This window comes from Niabella yanshanensis, assembly GCF_034424215.1.
Lineage (GTDB): Bacteria > Bacteroidota > Bacteroidia > Chitinophagales > Chitinophagaceae > Niabella > Niabella yanshanensis.
Map to the genome: position 1 here is coordinate 1,818,315 of NZ_CP139960.1, position 20,237 is coordinate 1,838,551.

18 protein-coding genes, 1 tRNA gene and 1 pseudogene are annotated in these 20,237 nt (G+C 42.0%); 7 read left to right on the plus strand and 13 right to left on the minus strand.

What is annotated here, in order from left to right; all coding sequences use genetic code 11:
- From U0035_RS07085 to U0035_RS07100, 4 genes are read left to right on the plus strand one after another with little or no spacing between them, the layout of a single operon-like run.
- Nucleotides 1-555, plus strand: coding sequence for a peptidoglycan-binding protein LysM (locus U0035_RS07085; RefSeq protein WP_114789311.1), 555 nt, complete (start codon nucleotides 1-3; stop codon nucleotides 553-555).
- 47 nt (nucleotides 556-602) lie between these two features.
- Nucleotides 603-1,412 (plus strand): hypothetical protein, encoded by an 810-nt coding sequence (locus tag U0035_RS07090; RefSeq protein WP_114789312.1) that lies wholly within the window; start codon nucleotides 603-605, stop codon nucleotides 1,410-1,412.
- A gap of 1 nt (nucleotide 1,413) precedes the next feature.
- On the plus strand, nucleotides 1,414-2,889 hold the full coding sequence (locus tag U0035_RS07095) for a hypothetical protein (protein ID WP_114789313.1): 1,476 nt from the start codon (nucleotides 1,414-1,416) through the stop codon (nucleotides 2,887-2,889).
- 9 nt (nucleotides 2,890-2,898) lie between these two features.
- Nucleotides 2,899-5,673, plus strand: a complete 2,775-nt coding sequence (locus U0035_RS07100; RefSeq protein WP_114789314.1) for a carboxypeptidase-like regulatory domain-containing protein — start codon at nucleotides 2,899-2,901, stop codon at nucleotides 5,671-5,673.
- On the opposite strand, the gene U0035_RS07105 is transcribed toward U0035_RS07100, so the two are convergent.
- The 12 genes and pseudogenes from U0035_RS07105 to U0035_RS07160 form a co-directional block, all read right to left on the minus strand.
- Complete coding sequence (locus tag U0035_RS07105) at nucleotides 5,670-6,143, minus strand: hypothetical protein (RefSeq protein WP_162817752.1); 474 nt, start codon at nucleotides 6,141-6,143, stop codon at nucleotides 5,670-5,672. The genes U0035_RS07100 and U0035_RS07105 overlap by 4 nt on opposite strands.
- 11 nt (nucleotides 6,144-6,154) lie before the next feature.
- The gene (locus tag U0035_RS07110; RefSeq protein WP_114789316.1) at nucleotides 6,155-7,138 is read right to left on the minus strand and encodes an aldo/keto reductase; all 984 of its coding nucleotides are present in this window, start codon (nucleotides 7,136-7,138) and stop codon (nucleotides 6,155-6,157) included.
- 71 nt (nucleotides 7,139-7,209) lie between these two features.
- Nucleotides 7,210-8,382 carry a TlpA family protein disulfide reductase gene (locus U0035_RS07115; protein WP_114789317.1) on the minus strand — a complete coding sequence of 391 codons (1,173 nt, stop codon included), beginning with the start codon at nucleotides 8,380-8,382 and terminating at the stop codon, nucleotides 7,210-7,212.
- 980 nt (nucleotides 8,383-9,362) lie between these two features.
- On the minus strand, nucleotides 9,363-10,205 hold the full coding sequence (locus U0035_RS07120) for an alpha/beta hydrolase (RefSeq protein ID WP_114789318.1): 843 nt from the start codon (nucleotides 10,203-10,205) through the stop codon (nucleotides 9,363-9,365).
- Between the two features lie 250 nt (nucleotides 10,206-10,455).
- Nucleotides 10,456-10,938, minus strand: a complete 483-nt coding sequence (locus U0035_RS07125; protein WP_262510695.1) for an EamA family transporter — start codon at nucleotides 10,936-10,938, stop codon at nucleotides 10,456-10,458.
- A pseudogene (locus U0035_RS07130) lies at nucleotides 10,915-11,292 on the minus strand (EamA family transporter); the annotation flags it as partial. The pseudogene U0035_RS07130 and the gene U0035_RS07125, both read right to left, overlap by 24 nt.
- Before the next feature lie 489 nt (nucleotides 11,293-11,781).
- Nucleotides 11,782-12,498 (minus strand): 3-keto-disaccharide hydrolase, encoded by a 717-nt coding sequence (locus U0035_RS07135; protein WP_114789319.1) that lies wholly within the window; start codon nucleotides 12,496-12,498, stop codon nucleotides 11,782-11,784.
- A gap of 387 nt (nucleotides 12,499-12,885) precedes the next feature.
- Nucleotides 12,886-12,959: transfer RNA gene (locus tag U0035_RS07140), tRNA-Ala, on the minus strand.
- Nucleotides 12,960-13,024: 65 nt separating this feature from the next.
- Complete coding sequence (locus U0035_RS07145; protein WP_114789320.1) at nucleotides 13,025-13,447, minus strand: hypothetical protein; 423 nt, start codon at nucleotides 13,445-13,447, stop codon at nucleotides 13,025-13,027.
- A complete protein-coding gene (locus tag U0035_RS07150; protein ID WP_114789321.1) occupies nucleotides 13,440-13,778 on the minus strand; it encodes a phage holin family protein in 339 nt (112 codons plus the stop codon). The genes U0035_RS07145 and U0035_RS07150 overlap by 8 nt, the downstream gene beginning before the upstream one ends.
- A 106-nt stretch (nucleotides 13,779-13,884) precedes the next feature.
- On the minus strand, nucleotides 13,885-14,157 hold the full coding sequence (locus U0035_RS07155) for a YtxH domain-containing protein (RefSeq protein WP_114789322.1): 273 nt from the start codon (nucleotides 14,155-14,157) through the stop codon (nucleotides 13,885-13,887).
- 126 nt (nucleotides 14,158-14,283) lie between these two features.
- A complete protein-coding gene (locus U0035_RS07160; protein WP_114789716.1) occupies nucleotides 14,284-15,609 on the minus strand; it encodes a citrate (Si)-synthase, eukaryotic in 1,326 nt (441 codons plus the stop codon).
- 302 nt (nucleotides 15,610-15,911) lie between these two features.
- On the opposite strand from U0035_RS07160, the gene U0035_RS07165 reads away from it, so the two are divergent.
- Entirely contained in the window at nucleotides 15,912-17,015 is a 1,104-nt protein-coding gene (locus U0035_RS07165) for an LptF/LptG family permease (protein ID WP_114789323.1), read from the plus strand.
- 215 nt (nucleotides 17,016-17,230) lie between these two features.
- On the opposite strand, the gene tgt is transcribed toward U0035_RS07165, so the two are convergent.
- A complete protein-coding gene (tgt, locus tag U0035_RS07170) occupies nucleotides 17,231-18,406 on the minus strand; it encodes a tRNA guanosine(34) transglycosylase Tgt (RefSeq protein WP_317048831.1) in 1,176 nt (391 codons plus the stop codon).
- 77 nt (nucleotides 18,407-18,483) lie between these two features.
- Between tgt and U0035_RS07175 the strand changes: the two genes are divergently transcribed.
- Nucleotides 18,484-19,047: a Crp/Fnr family transcriptional regulator gene (locus U0035_RS07175; protein ID WP_114789324.1), complete on the plus strand. Its 564-nt coding sequence runs from the start codon at nucleotides 18,484-18,486 to the stop codon at nucleotides 19,045-19,047.
- A gap of 60 nt (nucleotides 19,048-19,107) precedes the next feature.
- The gene (locus tag U0035_RS07180; RefSeq protein ID WP_114789325.1) at nucleotides 19,108-19,848 is read left to right on the plus strand and encodes an SDR family oxidoreductase; all 741 of its coding nucleotides are present in this window, start codon (nucleotides 19,108-19,110) and stop codon (nucleotides 19,846-19,848) included.
- Nucleotides 19,849-20,237: the final 389 nt, after the last annotated feature.

Below are 20,237 nucleotides of genomic sequence, written 5' to 3' on the forward strand. Positions count from 1 at the left end.
ATGAAAAAGTGTATCCTTTTATCAGCACTGGCCCTATCCGGTGTACTCATTTCGGGTTCTGCCTTTTCGCAGGCTACCTCATCCACCAATGTTAAGATTGTTCTTTCTGATTTTATCACAACAGAAAACGGAGCCGGAACCACTGCAGGACAAACACCCGGCGCGGGCGCCGAGGTTTTGTTTGAGTATCCTGACGCAGCATCTTATACAGCTATTAAATCTGTTAACCAGCCAGGGCACCTTAGGGTAACCGCTACAAAAACTTTCCAGGTTACAGTAAAAGCAATGGGTACCAATTTTGTACATTCTACTACCCCTGCCAACGTAATACCCGTGAATGTAGTAGACATTGTGCCTACAGCTCCAGGAAGTGGTACGCCATCAACAGTAACATTGAGTGATGTAGAACAGGTTATTTTAAGTGGCGTAGATCCAGGTATTAAAACAATCGATGTTGAATACCAGATCCCGGCGGCCAGAGCTCAGGCAGACATACTGGGTAAACCCTCGGGAACGTATCAACAGGTAGTAGTTTATACGTTTTCACAGCCCTAATATTTTCATAGCCCTATTTTCATTGAGGCAAAATTAAGCCCTATAATATGCCTAAAAATTTATACGCATCAGCAGTAATCATCCTGCTGATGATTGGTCTATCACCTGGTCTTTACGGCCAGGGAATTACCGTATCCCCTACCCGGTTATTTTTTTCGGGTGAGCCGGGTTCCGTTCAGAAGCAATCAATAGTGATTACGAATGCAGGTAAGGAGGCCGTTGCCTTTAACGTATCGCTAAACGACTGGTACCGGGATTCCATTGGACAAAAGGTTTATTTACCCGCCAACAGCACCAGCAAAAGCAATGCAGGCTGGATAAAGACATCAGCCAATGTCATCAACATTCTCCCCGGTGGCTCACAGGAGTTGGTGGCAACCATGCAGGTGCCGTCGCATCTAAAAAATGACTCTATCAGCAATTCGATGTTAATGCTTACGCAGATTGCCAGGCAGGAAGACAGGTACGTGAAGCAAAATAATGTAGGCATAAAGGTTCTTTTTGAGTTTGCCCTGCACGTATATTTTACACCTGCGGCGAATAAAACCGAAGACCTCGACTTTGTGGCTATAGATACAATGTCCTCCAATAATGCTCCCGGTAAAAGAATTGCTGTTAAAGTAAAAAACACAGGGAATATTATAAGTGATGCAATGGTAGAATTTGAGTTTGTTCATAAAACCACAGGACAGGAAAGCAAGCTGGCGCCGGTTGCTATATCCATGATGCCCGGCGCCAGCCAGATCATTTATTTTGATGTACCCGGAGATTTGAAAGGTGCCTTTAAAGGTGTTTCAATTTTGCGCATAGGTGATGCTTCCAATGTAAAAGTGGGAGAAAAAAACCTGGTATTCTAACATGATGGTTTATACGAATCGTGTCATTATAGCATTAACTTTCTTCCTGTATCAGCCGTTCTCTGTTGAAGGGCAGGTGGTATTAAGCCTTACTGAGAATAATGTTATCAATCACCAGGAGTATAACAGCAATATTACAACCGGGCAGCTGGCGGTACCCGCTCTTTCGGGGTTACTGTATGCTGCCTGGTATAGCACTACGGCACTGGAATCTGTACAAATGGGTACCGGAAGTAATCTGCTATTCACTAATGGTGCGTACAACTTTGCTATTGGCAATATACGTTACCAGTTGGTGAGCATGGGTGGCGCAACACCCGGGTCAGCCGGGCTACCCGGTACCCTTGCTCCCGAAGCACCGATGAGCGGCCCCCTGCAAACTATTTTTACTCCGGAATCTGCCACTGCAAATGCCACTTACGGCGCCATCATCATGAAGTATCGCATACTACCCGCTGCTTTGTCTGCAACCGGGTTTATAGCAGGAACTTATACAGGTGTGTCTTTAATTCACAACCAACCTAACAGGGGTATCCTGGGACTGGTGGGCTACCGGTATATTACACCCGCATCTATACCTGTAAGCATCAGCATACCGGCAATCAATAAATGGGTTACTGCCACTACTTCTTTTACAAGAAACTACACCAGCGTCAGCTCTTTTACAACTGCCGCTGATCTTGATTTCAACCTAAGCACTTTTACTGTAGGACATACACAACCGGCGTTTATAGAAATAAAAGCACAGGGACCGGTTACCTTCACGCCACATGGAGGTGGCGCCTCCACTACAGTTCCCGTTAACATAGTACAGGCACTGGGCTCCGGGCTCAATACCATTTCCCTGTCTACAACCTATGCAGCATTGAACACAACGGGGCTTCCGGTACCGGCAGGCAATATCTCCACCATCCCCTTAACCATCAGGATCAGCGCAGCAAATGTGGTTCAATACCTTTTCAAAGCAGGCACTTATACTTTCAATATAGACCTAAGAACACGTAATTCCGGCAGTTCCGTTTCGGACGTGAAAACAATTACCTTTACCATTACGACAGATCCGCTGAGCAGCATTGCGGTACAGGGAACACCAGATATCAATTTCAGTTATGGTAGCCTGGCTGATTATCAAACCTCGAAGAGCGTCAATATGCCCAATCACCTGCTGATCACCAATAATAAAAATTACGAGGTTTATGTGAAGAGCGGCACGGCTAACTTCACCCGCAGCAGCATTGCCACCACTATCCCCGCATCTATTGTACAGGTTCAAAACGGAAACGGAGAAACCGCTGTAACCAGCAGGACTCTTTCCACCACATCACAGGCGATCATTAACAATGCGGGTTCTGTTATCAACAGGCAACTGTCAATAAAGTATACGATTCCTGCTGCTCAAACTTTGCAGTTCCTGGGTAAACAAACAGGTACAACACCTTATATTCTTACTGTTATTTACAGCTTTACCAGCTTGTAACAGGCATTTATGAGCTTTTTAAAACCCATAGTATTTTATTTATTACCCTTATTGTTTTTAACGAACGCAATAGGACAAAATACTCATGGCATTATTACTGCTTTTAAAATGGACAGCATTGCTATAGAAGCAGGATTAAGCTTCTCCAATGATCTTGTGATAAAGAATACAGGCACACAAACGATTCAAATTGATAGTATTCGACCAGCTGAATTATTGCCCGGCATTTTATTCACCCCTGAGTATGCTGAACCTTTACCTTTTAACCAACAGCAACTGCTAAAAATAAAAATGATCGCTGATAACGCACTAATGCGCTCAACTGTCCGAAAGATTGAATACTATATTTATTACACTGAAAATGCCACAACAAAAATCAGTAAAGCGAGTTTCTACATCGTACGCCCGGCTTCCAATTATTTGGTAATTGGCACGTCGTCGGGTGAGGCCTATTTCAACCCTTCCATAAGTGAAAACTTTATTAACCTGTTCGTTGAAAATCCCGGATATGAAACCAAAAATATTACTTTAAAATTCCAACTACTGCCGGATGAATTTTTAACTACTGCAACACAGCAGGAGCTGGTATCGCTGGCGCCTAAAGAAAGAAAGCTTATCCAGGTACGACTGCTCACCCGGAAAAAAAATGCTTTTTATCCCGACTACAGCCTTTCTGTAACGGCCCATGAAACAGGAAGCACACAGGCTATATCTGGTACCGTTATTCCTGTTCGCACGCTTGCTGAAAAAAGAAATATGAACTATAGCGGAGGTAGCAATATGTACAAGAACTACCTCGAACTTCAATTCAACCGGTCGAATCAAACGAATGAGTTTATACAGTTCAGGTCTAATACAGAACGAAAGGCGGGATCCGGCAAAATGATAGCGCTCAATGCTACCGCTGATTACTTTATCAATTACCGCTTTCTGAATCTTTACGATACCTGGCTTAGTTTTCAAACTCCTAAAACATTTTCCCGTGTGGGTAATATCAACGCACAGGGTTATGATATGAATATTGCAGGCAGAGGTGCTTTATTTCAATATAAAATCACGCCTAAAACACAGGTAGAAATATTAGCCACTAACAATAGCTTTTTACTGTACAGTTCTGGTGCACATCTTTCTGATCCCGGTTATAGCATTGGCACCCGGTTTAATCATAGTGTCAATGCTACTACTATGATGAATGCTTCCTACGTTTTTAACCAGAACAATTTCGCGGGTGTACAATCCCACCTGGCAACCGTTAATATCCCCCTTGTAAACGACTCTATCCACTCCTTACTACTTGAAGGAGGGGCCAGTACCACCGAAGGCATACACCAGCGAAAGAAGTTTCCCGGGGGGGCATTAGGCCTGTCTTACAGCCTTACCCGGAAACAATTTTCTTTCATATCCAACAATTATTTCAGCAGTCCTTATTACGCGGGGCTGAGAAAAGGAGCGCTGAATCTCTATGAGTTGGTTCGCTACCAGTTCACTAACAGTAGTAATATCTTTTTCCTTTACAGCGGGTCGATAAACAAACCCCAATTTGTCGTGGATGATTCATCATCTTTTCTTTTGTACCAGGTAAATAACAATTTTACTACGCACCAGCTGGAAACCGGTTATGGCAGAACCGTCAATGGGTATACATTTACCCTGGCGCCTAATTATAACTACCAGCTATATGCTTTACCTGGTATAATGGAATACGAAGCCTACAGGACCAAGCTGAATATTGCAAAACTGTATAGCAAACATGCCCTGAACTTTACGATCGACTACGGGATCGGTAAAATTATTGATACTGATAGAAGTTTTCATTCGACCCGGCTTTTGCTTAACTACAGAACAGGCCCGTTTTATATAGACGGTATGGCCAGTATTAATCCATCTAATGTTTACGACGTCATTATGGCACGGGATAATGATCGCTTTAGAAACTACTCTTTAACGACGGGATATAATTTGAATTCACCAGGCAGCAAATTGTCGGGTAATGCATATATCGGTTATAACTATATCAACACTTATAAAAGCCGGAACTATTTCAGTTCAGCGCTGCTATCTTACAAAATAGGTAGTGACTGGTATGCTACAGGCAATGTTACTTACTCGAGTTTTCAAAACAATCGAAGCAGTTCGGGATTCAACAATTTTCAATTTAGCATTGGCCTTAAAAAAGCGTTCACCCGGTGGTCTTCTGCAACCGGTGATGAAAATAATATTATCCTGGAGGTATTTGAAGATCATGATCAAAACGGGAGGAGAAACGGCAAGGAACCTTTGCTGCCCGGAACTATTGTACAGCTCAACAAAACAACCGTTGCGATAACTGATTCCAAAGGCAGCATCAAACTCAACCAGGTACCGGCAGCTACTTACTATATTACCGCTCAAAGAAATGATCAGCGTCTTGACATCCTTACGGGCGACAGCATTCTTATCGAGAATAACGGAACCATTGCTATACCGGTTATCAAAACTTATATCAGGAATGGATCCCTCCGGGAAATTAAAGCTGAGTACGATATACAGGTGCAGGATGCCTCGGGTATTACAATATACGCCCAAAACACACAAACCGGCAAAACTTATCATACAGTAACCAGTTTCGAAGGCGATTTCCAGCTTAAATTACCAGCGGGCCATTACCTTATCCAAATTCGTAACGACCGCTACGAAATCACCAACAATAACCAGGAAATAACAGTAGGCAACCTAAACCAGGATACGCCCCTGATCTTTCATTATAAAAACAAAGACATAAGGATCGATGTGAAGCAATTCTAAGAGGACTTATGTATTACGGCCTTAAAATTACATTTACCATGATTTCGTTGATAGATTGCTTTACCCGACGGCATGTAATGCTTCTCCACACCACAGGGACCGACGTCACATTCATCACAGGCTGCCTGCCGGGAATACTCCTTGTATAATTTTCTATTTATGTAAACACGGTTATACTCAATATAGGGCGTAAAGTCGCAGGTATTATTTTTTCCCGACTCGTACCGGGTAGTTCTTTCTAATTCCAGGTTGCCTGATTTATCAAATCGCCGGTATTGCAATTCTTTCCAGCAACCATTAATCATTTGTTGCCGGCTCGTTGAAAGAAGCACACTATCGATACCATATTCTTTTAAGACCCGCACCGTATCTGAATCGGGCGGCTTTGAAAGCCTCCCGGCCTGGCCCTGACAGTTGGAAGCCAGGGAAGACAGGAAGATCATATGTAAGACTGCTATGATAGCTTTCAACCGGATAATGATTAATAATGACCTCTGATCAGTTCTTTTATCTGATCGTCATACAATGCCCTCAATTGCTGGTGGGTTTCTTGTGTAAGCGCAGGTAAGCCAGATGCGTTAACATTACTAATAACCTGTGATATTTTCGAAGCGCCCGGTATTACTGTTGTAATTTCCGGATGATCCAAAATCCATCGTAAAGCCCATTGAGCCATCCTCTCGTCGGGCAATAAAGCTCCTATTTGCCTTGCAAGTTGCACGCCCTTCGAAAACTCGATACCTGAAAAGGTTTCTCCGGCATTAAACGACTCACCGTTCGCATTATAATTACGGTGATCTTTCCCCGCAAATGTTGTTTGCTCATTGAACTTACCCGTTAGCAGGCCGCTGGCTAAGGGAACTCTTACAATAATAGCAATATTTTTTTCCCGCGCTTTTGTAAAAACCTCTTCGGCAATATGCTGACGAAAAAGATTAAAGATGATCTGAAGCGATGCCAATCCTTCCTGCTCCATGCAAATAAGCGCTTCTTCTGCTGTTTCCACGCTGGCGCCCCAATATTGTATCAGGCCCTCTTCTTTAAATTTCCGGAGATGATCAAAAACTTTTCCAGAACGCATCTCTTCAGTAGGAATGCAATGCAGTTGCTCTAAGAAAAGTGAGCTCATGCCCAGCTTCTCCAGCGAACTTTCTATATGCTGCCTCATCAAATCGTAGCTAAAATTCTGAGGCCACCCATTAGGGCTGTCCTGTCTCCGCCCCAGCTTGGTTGCTACAAAAACGTCATGGTCGATCGTTTTTAAAAAACGTCCTATCAGCGATTCACTGATGCCCATACCATATACATCGGCGGTATCAATAAAATTCCCGCCGGCATCGGTATAGGTTTTTAAAATGGAGAAAGCTTCCTCTTCGTTTACCACTCCCCAATCTGCACTTCCCAGTTGCCAGGTGCCTAATCCGATCTCTGAAATATTTTGTTCTTTAAATGCTCTGTAATTCATGAGGTCAAACCTACATTAATTTTTTATCATCAGAAAAATTAAGCATGTATTAAGCTAAGTACCAGATTATCTTAATTTAAGTTAGCAGCTTCATTAACTATACTCAAAATCCGCTCTTCGCTTATTTCCGGATCATCATTCGAATCTATATACTGAACGACACCTTGCTGATCCACTAATATTAAATATGGTATAGAGCTAATATCAAATGAACGCCCTATCTCATTATACTTATCATAAACATTTCTCCAGTTCAATTGATGTAAACGAATGTCCTTCTTCATAGCTATTGAGTCTGAAAACTGGCAAATGCTGACAATGGCCAACTTCCCGGGCGACGCATTGTTCTTTACACGCTGTAGCATAGGAATTTGCTTTTTGCAAGGAATACACCAGGTTGCCCAAAAGTGCATTAACAGGTATTTTTCATTGATGCCTGAAAGGACATTCACTTTTTTATTTATCTGCTTAAAATAAGGGGCAACCATGCCAATTGCAATTCGGTTAGGCGTAATCATTCTGTTTAAAATCTCAAGTAAGCGCTGCCCTTCAAGACCATGCGTATATTTCTCAGGAAAGGTATCTAAGAAATCGTTGATCAGCCTTCTGAAATAAGATGTATCATTGCTAAAACAGTAAGCAGCCTGATCAACGATTTGCTTTTTGAACCACCAAAAGGAAAAATACTCCTGGCTATGAGACTTAAAAAACAAAATGGCTTTACTGTTCCATTGCTCTGTTGCATCTTTTAATATAATTGTAGCAGAATCATTCCGCCCGAATTGTTCACCATACAACTGCCAGGATTTTTGCATGTGAATAGCTTCCTTTTCAATAAACTTAACTAGTTTACCATAGAGCCGATTCTGCGCTGTATCATATAAACTCACAGCATTGGTCATATTCTTTACGAAGAATTTAGCGCCTTTTCCGTTTTCATCAAACTTAAAATCTATAGAAGCCGGCTTACTATCAACAAAAAAGCTCTCGCTGTACCAAGTTTCCTGAGTAGGAATATACTGAACGGTGAGAATGGCATTTTCCGAGTAATACTCATCACTAATATTCACAAGATGGCTTAAACTATCAACACGAACAGGCACTTCTATAATACCATTATAGTAGTGAAAACTTGTCTTCTCCAGGTTAATTGACGGATGGAGATTTACCGTAACACTAAACCTTTTTTGTGCGTTCAAACAGATCGTTACAAAAAGTAAGAAAATCGTCCAATACTTTCCCATGGTTTTGATTTTTGGTGTTTCATTGGCACACGCTAATGAAATGGGAGCTTTGCTATTTAATACATTACATGTTCAATAAAAATAAGTAAAAGGTAAAAAATAAAAATTGGCCCCAGTACTTTTAACAACATATTACGATAGCCGGATAAGCTAATATAATCGTACGAAATTTCAGTTAGTTCTATTTCCTTAACTCATCTTATATATAAAGATTCCGACATTTTATCTGAAGCAATAATCCTTCCGGCTCTACGCAAAGAAATACTTCTTTTGCTGTTTCCACGCTGCCCCAATGTGTATCAATCTTTCTTCCTGAAATCTTCAAATACTTTTCCTGAGTGTATCTCTTCTGCAGGAATATAATGCAACTGCTCTAAAGATGAAACTGACGCCGAACCTCTTAAGGAGCACTACATATGTCACTTCATGGAGTCCCACTAAATTCTGAGGCCGGTCTTTGGCCCATGATGTCTGCGACTGGCCTGGCGGCTAGAAAAACTTCCGGGTCGATCCTATTAAAAAATACACCCGATCAACGATTCGCTGATGCCCATGCCATATACATTGGCGGCATCAATAAAATTCCTGCCGGCATCCGATCGCTGAAATATTTTGTTCTTTAAATGCTCTGTAATTCATGAGGTCAAACCTACATTAATTTTTTCATTACCGAAATGTATAAAATATAGCCATTAAAAACTATGAAGCGCACTTTTTACAGAGATATCAATAAGTGAAGGAGGTAAAAAGCTTGTTTAAGCTTTCCAATGTCCCGTCCCTATGACTCTAATGAACTTGTTCACCAGTGTTGTTACCAATATAAAGTCACGAAGGGACAAAACATTGGTAGAGAAAAAAATCATTTACGAACATTAAGACTCGTAGAGGCGATATATCATTCATTCTAAAAGTTCAAACAAGTTCGAAAGCAATTGTTATTGCAAAGCCATGGATCCTTGCAGTTAGAGCAAGTTTGTCAATCAGCTATTAACTGTGCTGCCATTATGCTTGTTGGCAAAAGTTGCAAATTGCTCAAGGACTTTCTGAGACGCTGTTGAATGAATATCCGTAAACGGCCATACGTGCTGCTCGTCGTCAAAAGAAGTCAACTCAGCATCGACACCAGCCTCCACCAGTTGCCGATGCAAATGAATACTGTCATCTGCCAATATTTCCGCGGTACCATATACAATTAAAGTTGAAGGAAGATTTGTCAGGTTCGCTTTCACAGGAGATAACAATCCTACCAATATATTGCTGTTGCCGGCATATAAGCCTGCAGCCCATTGCAGGAATTCGCGGGTTAAAATGGAATCCTCTGATTTATTTATATTATAACTTTCATTTACGCATGTAAGGTCTACCCAGGGAGATACAACGATACTGTATCGGGGCATAGGTCCTCCCTGATCGCGCAATTGTATTTGTGTGGCGATGGTCAAACCACCACCGGCACTATCTCCCATAATACCGAACTCTATGCCGGAGTTGGCAGCAAAGAACTTCGTGATCACCCCAACACAATCGTTCAGTCCGGCAGGATAGGGATGTTCAGGCGCCAGTCGATATTCAATCATTAATATCCGTCGCTTCAAAGCCCCGGCAATATGGGTTACCATAGCAGTGTGAGACTGAAGAGAGCCGTATATAAAAGCACCACCGTGTATATATACCAGCACTTCATTTTCGATAGCGTCATCTGGTTTAACCCATCTACAGCTAACATCATTGATCATTATATCATCAAAGTCAACATTAGGGGCTTTAGGATAATTATTCCCTATCTGTTCAAAACTAATACGCCCTTCAATAACAGCTTCCATTATTAATATATTTTACCCTGCAAAATTGTATAAGGTGAAGCTAAATAAAAAATTGATAGCTTTTTTGCAAGACAATCAACATTACGCTAGCTGAGGACATCCCCTTTATTGATGAAAGATCCGGGAGTGAAACCGCTTTGCTTCTTTAACAGATAGTATTTATGCTTGTCTGCTGCATTAGTTTGCTGACCTCAACAAGGCTTTATAATGCGAACCTTAACAACTTCATAACCTAGTGGCAAAAGACCGTTTATTCTGCCATTAAGTAAATAGCAATTACCGCAAGACAAAGGCCTGTTATAACTACCGGGTCAGGTATTTTTCCGTAAAAAATAAGGGAGATAACAATAGTGATAACCGGAGCCATTGCGGTTACCGGCACCACAATAATAGCTTTTCCATACCTGATGGCGTATACCAGAGTGAGCGCACCAATAGCGTTGAGGAGCTGAATACCGCCGGCGAGCCAGGGTCCGTTAAATTCCCAGTTGACAGGCTGACTAAAGTCAGTCATGCCTATGGCCACGGGGACCAGCGAAAGGCCGGTTAGCATCATATAAAAGAAAATACTTTCAGCCTGCATGGTTTGGTTGGCCTTCTTCATAAAATAAGCCTGTACTCCCCAAAGCAGGAATACCAGGATAGCCAGAGCCAGCCACAGGTAGCCTTTTACCGAAGTATCAGAAGGCGATATGTAGGATAGCAGTAAGATTGCTATTAGCGCAATCCCTATACCCCACCAATGCTTGCGGGTAGTCGTTTCGCGCAACAGAAAAACAGACAACAATATGGTAACTACCGGCGATAAGGATATAACGGGGAAAACGATATAAGCTGGTCCGTCACGCAGGGCCTGAAAAAGGATCAGCTGGCCGCCTGCACCCGTCAAACCGACAATGCTACCCAACAAAACGGAGCGCGGATTTCTATCCAGCTTCCAGCTATTTATTTTAAGCGCAACAATAGCGCAGGGGATCATGGTAAGCGCCCATACCGAATATCCTAAAGTGGCGGGGAATCCGTTTTTTTCGGGAAGTTCAATAAAAGCCCCCCATACACCCCAGCTAAGGGTTGTTACTAAGGCAAAAAGCTGCCACGGTTTTTTTTATTCAAAGTAAATTAATTGTAGCGATCTTATACGATGATCACTTTAATACCGGCATTCTCCAGTTTTTTACGATCCTCTGCTGGTATCTCTGCGTCTGTAACAACGGCGTGGCACAGAAGAACCGGCTATTGATAATTTCAGGCTTTTTGATGGGATCAGCCTGCCGGTTTGCTATTCTTTACTTCAAGGAACAGGAAATGGATGATGTTTGTTGCTTTGGGCCTGATTGTATTTATTTCATGCAGTAAAAGTATTACTGACAACGAAGACAATCCGTTGTTTATTCGTATAGGCCAGGTAGATAAAGATGGCGGCAGCACCTACTCAAAAGTTATTGCGGCTATCCAAGAATAGCAAAAGAGGATAGACAGTTCATTTAAGAAACGGCCCGCAAATTCCGGGCTGTTTCTTTTATTGGCGAATAATAAAATGATTGGAACCGCCTGTGTAAAAGGCTTTAACATACATTTATGGGAGTTCCCTGATTTTTATATTTTTGAAATTTACGCCGGTAGCCCAGTTCTGCAAAACGATCCGCCCTTTGGTTCGCTTACCAAATTCAGGCGTTACTTTGAATCCGCTGTTGGCAACAAGGGTGCGCCACTCTTCAGATTTAAAATCCATTGCTGCAGTTTGTACCCCATTGAGGAAAAACTTCACCAAACCATTGTTCTGCTCTATCCTGGAGTGGTTCCACTCACCGCTACCTTTCATATCTACTGCATTCTTTAAAGGACTTATCCCATACAGGCAACCTGCACGCTTCAACGGGAGTTGGTAATCCTTGTGCGCACTATCTAATAATTGGTACTCTGGCCCGGTAAACCATGCTGCTGTCAGGGTGTCAATCTCCAGAACATTAATGAATACACCACTGTTGCCATTTTCCGGCAACTTCCAGTCAAACACCAAATCATAATTTTCATATTCCTTATCCGATGTGAGGTCTCCGGCCCTATCTGAACTTGTGGGGTCGCAGAATATAGTACCATCCACTACCCTCCACTCTGACTTTTGTTTACCGTGATTATAAGCATGCCAGTTATCAAGTGTCTTACCATCAAAGAGTAACTTCCAGCCTTGCGCCTCCTCGGAGCTGGTTAGCGTGTTAGTTGTATCACCGGGGTCAGAACAGGCAGATATAAATAGTAAGACAGACAGGATCAGGGAGGAAAAGGTTTTCATGATGACATTTTTTTGTTGAAATGAGTTTGAAGATAGCAAAGATTATTAAACCAGCTGATGCAACGCATTAACACTTGCCAATGTAACATTTTCATCCGGCACTTTCCCTGTCAGCTCAACCCAATATCTACAGCTCATTTTAGATTTATATAGAACGTTACGTTTCATCGCTTCTTCATGCGTTGCATACCCGATGCCTGAACGGCCAGTCGCCGGCCCTCTCGACGTAAAAGAAGAAAATCCTGAAGTATAGTCCTAACGCCGCTTATTTATACCAACGTCGTAATCGACATAATATTTGTCCGGCGAAGCAACCTTAATGACGGTATACGATCAGCATAAGTCCCCCAAAAAATAAAAAAGCCCGGTTTTTACCGGGCTTTTTAGTGGAGGATATCGGAGTCGAACCGACGACCTCTTGCATGCCATGCAAGCGCTCTAGCCAGCTGAGCTAATCCCCCTTGCTCCTGAGCGGAGAGCGAAATTAAAGGAAACAATTAATTTATCCAAGTTCATTCACAGAATCTTACGGATTAATTATCTGTTTTTCTCCGGAAAGATCAGGTATCTCCGCCTCTCTGAGCTTTTGGGCAGTACTTCTAAGGGTAGTGGCTATTTTTTTATCGGCCTTGCTGCCTATGAGCCGGGTAGCTACCTCCCTTACTAAAAAAGGCACTACCAGCTTGGGAAGCCAGCCGGCTTTCTTCAATAGCACTTTACCTATCAGGAATTCGCTGGCACGCTTTATACCAAACTTCACCAATGGATTGGTGGTGCTGGTACTAAACGCATCCTGCGCAGTTTTCTTTATATTGGAGAAGGGATTGATCTCTTCTTTTATATCTCCAAAAGATTGCTTAATACTTGCCTTACTGGCTTTCAAGCGCGCCTTAAGACGCTCCTTCTCCTCCATTAAATCTTCGTAATTATCGATCTGAGGTTTAGCCATAAATCTTATTTATGATAATATTTCTAATGAGGTTAATTACTTTCTTTTTAAGTAAAATGATCAGGAGCAGTACCAAAAACAATCCTCCTGATACAATAAAGAAGCCCAATACATGGTTATCCAGTTTTACACCCACCCACCAGCTCAATCCGAAACACGCAAAGAAGAGGGCGAAAAATAACAAGGCAAATAGCAAAACGGTAATTAATAGAGAAGCTCCGAGTTTGCTTCCTTTATCAGCGACTTTTACTACAGATAAGCGGTAATAGGTTTTTGCAATATCTTCTACGTTATCTACTATATCCTCTACCTTATCTTTTATGTCGAACATAGATTTAGTTTATGTAGTTAAATAAAAAAGGTTGCCTGCGAAATTGTTCACAATAATTGCTATTATGAAAAACCTACGGGCAACCCCATTAAAGCTAAAAACAGAATTAGCTCGAATATTCTTCAGAAGCACCGGAATAAGCATCCTGCGCTTTGCTTTTTACTTTTTTAAACCGATCTTTCGCTTTGTGAGAAAGGTCAGACAGATTTTCTTTTCCTGACTCTATTAAACTTCCCAGGGAATCGGCCCAATCGCCGGTGGTGTTCCTGATTTTTTTTCTGGCTTTTTTACCCTCTTCGGTATAAAACAGTAAACCAATGGCTACACCTGCCGCCGCTGCGCCTAAAATACCCAGTAAAATCTTGTCTTTATTTTTCATAATTTAACTTTTAAAAGTTTTCAAACAAATAATTTATTTAATTAAAGTACCTAAAAAACCGTACCAAAATGAACTGACTGCTAAACAATTAATAATTTACCTGTAAATCACTTATAAAAAAGCAGTTTAATCCCCCAGGTTTTGTACTTCCTTGTTTAACCAACGCTTTACGGCTGCGGTAGTTACCGATTTAGGACGCTCTAAAGGCATGCTTAACGCACGATCCCAGCAAAGGCTGGAAAGCACACCCAATGCACGGCTTACGGCAAACAATACTGTGTAATATTCATATTCTACCATGCCATAATGCACCAGCAAGGCGCCGCTATGCGCATCTACATTGGGCCATGGGTTTTTAACTTTGCCTAAAGACTGCAAAATTGGCGGTACGGTTTCATAAATTCTCCATACGGTATTTACCAACGGATCGTCTGACATATGTTTTTTGCCAAAATCCATCTGGGCAGTAAATCGGGGATCTGTTTTGCGGAGCACCGCATGACCATAGCCGGGCACCACTTTACCTTCGGACAGTGTTTTTTCTACATATTCTTTTATCTGCTCCGCTGTAGGTTCTTTGGTCTGAAGCTGTTCCTGCATTTCAAATATCCATTTGATCACTTCCTGGTTAGCCAGGCCATGCAATGGTCCTGCCAGGCCGTTCATACCCGCAGCATAGCTAAGGTAAGGATCACTTAATGCAGACCCTACCAGGTGCGTGGTATGGGCCGATACATTTCCCCCCTCATGATCGGCGTGTATCACCATATATAAGCGCATCAACTCTTTAAACTGGTCATCATCATAGCCCAGCATGTGTGCAAAGTTGCCGGCCCAATCCAATAATCCGTCTGGCTGCAAAGCTTTTCCCTGCTTGTATTTTCTGCGGTAAACATAAGCAGCTATATGTGGTAAACGCGCAATCAGATCCAGGGTATCCTCAAAAGTAGCAGCCCAGTATTCTTTTTTGTTCATGCCTTCAGCATACTTTTTAGCAAAAGTACTTTCACCCTGTAAAGCCATAACACCTACAACAAACATGGTCATAGGATGGGTTTCTTTAGGTAATGCGCTCATTGTTTCAAACACATAGGAGGGCACATGGCTGCGACGCTGTAAAATGGAGGTCAGGTTTTCCACTTCTTCCTGGGTAGGAATTTCCCCTACCAGCATCAGGTAAAAAAGGCCTTCAGGTAACGGCTCGCTGCCTCCATTGGCTTTAGGTAGTTTATCGCGTAATTCATCTATCGAGTGCCTTCTAAAACGTATTCCGTCCTGGGCATCCAAAAGCGATGTTTCTGTAATCAACGCTGTCATGCCGCGCATGCCCTGGTAAACCTGGGCCAGTGTTGTTTGACCAATTACTGTATCACCATGTTCTTTCAGTATTGCTTTAATTTCTTCGCCCAGCTTATCAGCCTGGGCTTTAAACTTTTGTTTCAGCATTTCCATAACACGTAAAAAATTTGTACTTTGATTATTCGGGTAAGCATTCGCGCTAAAGATAAATAAAGGCAAGTGGTTCAGCAAATTATATTACCTATTTAACAGCAATGTAATTACGGGAACGTTTGCGCTGTGTTTTGGCGGTCTTAAAAGTATGAAAAACAATACAGACAAGCCTTCCAGTGTTTCATAAAATGATCAGAAGCGCATGAGTTTACAGACCCCAAACGCGGGGGCTTGCAAAATCATTCCTAAAATATATAACACCTTACATTAAGTCTTAAATTTCATCTATTTTTGGCGGCTGAATGAAAATACTTGACTGGTTCATATTAAAACGTCTGCTGGTAACATTTGTGTTTTGTATGCTATTGTTTACCGTTATTGCTGTTGCGGTGGATAGTAGTGAAAAAACCGACGATTTTGTAAAAACCGGGTTGAGTAACTGGGAGATTTTTAAGCAATATTATGTGGGCTTCATTCCTTTTATATGGAGCTTACTGTTTCCGTTGTTTGTATTTATTGCCGTGATCTTTTTCACCAGTAAAATGGCCATGCGCAGTGAAGTAATTGCCATACTGGCCAGCGGCACTTCTTTCAACCGCTTTCTAAGACCCTACATTATAGGAGGTATATTGCTCGCAATAGTATTATTTATTGGACGCTATTATTTCATACCTAAGGCTAATGTACTGTATACGACTTTTATGCAGCAAAAGCTGGACAAGCATAACCCGCTTAAGAACCGCCAGGAAACCAGCTGCAGTAATTGCTTTTACAAACGTATTGACAGTTCATCTTATATGGGAGTCAAAAATTACAACCCCGAAACACAAATGAGCGGTACCTTTTTTATGGAGCGTGTTAAAAAGGGGAAAGTAATTTATAACCTGCGGGCCGAATCCATTAAATGGGATACCACCAAAAGAAAAAAAAGATGGATGGCCAATAAAGTGGTGGAGCGCTTTGTTGACAGTCTTGGGGAACGGATAAAATTCTATGAAGAGAAGGAAGTAAAGCTCAATATTCTTCCTACAGAATTGATACGCGATGAATACCAAAAAGATAAGCTGACCACTCCCCAGTTAATCGATTTTATAAAAAAAGAACAGCTACGTGGTACGGAAGGATTAAATACCCTGAAGGTGGAACTCTACAAACGGTCAGCCACCCCCTTTACAGTTTTATTGTTAACCTTGATAGGTGCTGTGATTGCCTGCAGGAAGACAAGAGGCGGTAGTGGATTGCACCTGGCTTTGGGCATCCTGATCGCGGCTATATTTATTATTGCCGACCAGTTTTCTACCGTATTTGCCGTGAAAGGGAACTTTTCTCCCTTCCTGGCTGCATGGCTTCCGAATATTGCATTCCTGTTTGTAGCATTACGATTATATTTTACGACGCCTAAATAGATGTAATTTTTACCGCTGGCTTTTAAATATCCTTTTCCACCAGCATGTTTTCTTCACAGTATGATACGCTACCACAAAAACCAGCCTGATTTTTCCTGATCACGTCCAAAACCTGGCTGTCCGCTAAATCGACTAGATCAATAACCGTTTTCTGACAGGAATTACAAAACCGCCCAACCCTGGCAGCGTCATTGGGCCCTTCACATTACATAAATCTAAAGTCTTGTTTTTAATTTAACGACCATCCCGGTCTTCCAGCTGGCATAATCACCGGCTATGATATGCTTACGGGCCTCTCCTACCAGCCACAGGTAAAAACTCAGGTTATGAACACTGGCAATCGTTAAAGCCAGTATCTCCTGCGCTTTAAATAAATGCCTTAAATATGCCTTACTGTAATAAGTGCTCATTTCGCAAGGCAATCCTTCATCGATAGGTGAAAAGTCGTACTCCCATTTTTTATTGTCTATATTGATAACGCCATTGGTAGTAAATAACATGGCATTGCGACCGTTGCGGGTGGGCATTACGCAATCAAACATATCTACCCCCATGCCTATACACTCCAATATATTCCAGGGTGTGCCAACGCCCATCAGGTAGCGCGGCTTTTCCTGGGGCAAATGCTGGCAGCACCAGTCACATATTTCATACATGACCGGTTCAGGCTCGCCTACACTCAATCCGCCGATGGCATTTCCAGGCGCGTCTTTGGAAGCTATAAATTCGCAGGACTGCCTGCGAAGATCTTTAAAAGTAGCGCCCTGCACAATCGGGAAAAGGTTCTGGGTATAACCATACTTATCCGGGGTGGCATTAAACTGCGCCAGGCACCGGTCTAACCAGCGGTGCGTTAACTGTAAACTTTTATGCGCATAACTGTATTCGCTGCCCCCTGGCGGACATTCATCAAAAGCCATAATGATATCGCCTCCAATACTGCGTTGTATATCCATCACCCGTTCGGGGGTGAATAAATGCTTGCTGCCGTCGATATGCGACTGAAAGGTTACCCCCTCCTCTTTGATTTTGCGTGTTCCGGCCAGGGAAAAAACCTGGTAGCCGCCGCTGTCGGTTAAAATAGGTTTATCCCAATGGTTAAACTGATGTAATCCTCCAGCCTTCTCCAGCACATCAGTACCGGGTCTCAGGTACAGATGATACGTATTGCCCAAAATTATCTGGGCCTGCACCTCTGTTTTAAGCTGTTGTTGCGAAACGGCCTTTACACTGCCAATGGTACCCACCGGCATAAAAATGGGTGTTTGAATTTTTCCATGATCAGTGGTTATTTCACCAGCCCTTGCGTTAGATGTATTGTCTTTATACTGAAGATCAAAATTGAGTGTTGCCATTGCCGCAAAAGTAACCACATTAAAGCAGTTGGTCATTGTACAGCTGCAGGAATTACTAACTTTGTTGACCGCCATCAGGTTCTTATGGATCCCCGGCTATTATACCACTAAAAATGACAGAAAACAACCCAATACTGCCCGGCTTCCCTGAAAAAGAATCCGCAGATCTGTTACGCATATCCAACATTAAATTAGTGAAAAAAGATGAATACTTTATTTCGGAAGGACAAATACCCAGGAAATTTGCTATTGTGTTAAGCGGTTCTTTCAGGTACTATTATGTAAACGAAAAGGGCGATGAATTCACTAAAGGATTTATTTTAAAAAATGCCATACTAAGCGCCTATTCTGCAATGGTGCAGCGCAGTCCCTCCTTGTTCAATATACAGGCGCTTGAACCTGCTCAGATCCTTGAAGTCAATTATCAAAGCTGGTTACAGCTTCGCTCGTCGAATGGCTTTTGGGATCGTTTTTTAATCAGGGCTCTTGAAAAAGGATATTTTGCAAAAGAAAAAAGAGAAAGGGAGCTTTTATTATTGGACGCTGCCAGCCGGTATCAAATATTCCTGTCGGAATTTCCGGGATTGGATAAAAAAGTCAAACTTCACATTATTGCATCCTATATTGGTATACAACCCGAATCACTGAGCAGGATCAGAAAAAAACTGGGAAACTAACATAGATCAATTTTCACCGGCCTCACTGCATTTACTTTTGGGTATATTAATAACTACATTATGGTACTCACAAAAAATACGATCCTCATTACAGGAGGCAGCTCCGGCCTCGGATTGGAAATGGCAAAAAAGTTTTTACAGATGGGAAACAAAGTGATCGTTTGCTCGAGAAACCACGATAAACTCGAACTCACCCAAAACAGGCTGCCCGAAGTGATTACGTTTCAATGCGACATTTCTGTTGAAGCAGAACAAAACAAATTGGTTAACTGGATAAAAATATACCATCCGGATCTTGCCTTATTAGTCAACAACGCGGCCATCGTTAACCGAACGGATTTCATTACAGATAGTGAGAGTATTAATAAGCTATCCGGTGAAATAGCTACCAACCTGACTGCCCCTATCCATCTCATCAAACTATTATACCCGGTACTTGTAAAAAACAATAATGCTGCCGTCCTTAACATAACAAGCGGCCTGATTTACACCCCCAGGAGTATTTACCCGTTTTATAATGCCACCAAGTCGGCGCTGCATGCCTTTACACAGGTACTACGCCATCAGTTAAAAAATGAGCCGGTAAAAATAATCGAAGTCATGTTTCCAGTTGTGGATACCCCATGGCATCAGGGAAATACACCTAAAAGCAGCATTTCTGTTGAGAAAGCAGTATCAGAAATGATAAGAGGCATTGAACGCAACCAAAGGGAAATTAAAGTAGGTGCGGTAAAGCTGCTATACTACCTGTCGCGTATTGCACCAAAATTTGCATTCAAAAAAATAAATGCATTGCAGTAATAACCGCTGGTTTACGATAAGTAACTAAGTGATTTTGTAAACCTGCAGCAGGATTAATAATAAACAGGTTTCAAAATTATTATTACATATAGTTTACCCTCTCCTTCCATCCAGTGGAGACACTGGCCGGGGCTATGTTAAGGTTTGTGTCTCTACAAACCAGTTGGATGCAATCAATAAAAATGAGGTCGGTTTATTATAAGCGTAGAATACTGTCAACTTTTTTCAGGATGAACCATTTTGTGTCATAAAAAACTGTGTCACCAATTATGGCACAAAAGAATATGTCACAATAAAGGTGGGTCACAATTGGACGCTAATAAAAGAAGTAACACAAAAGAAAGGCTTAAGTACAGGGCGTCAGTATACTAACTTTACCTTTAAACCGA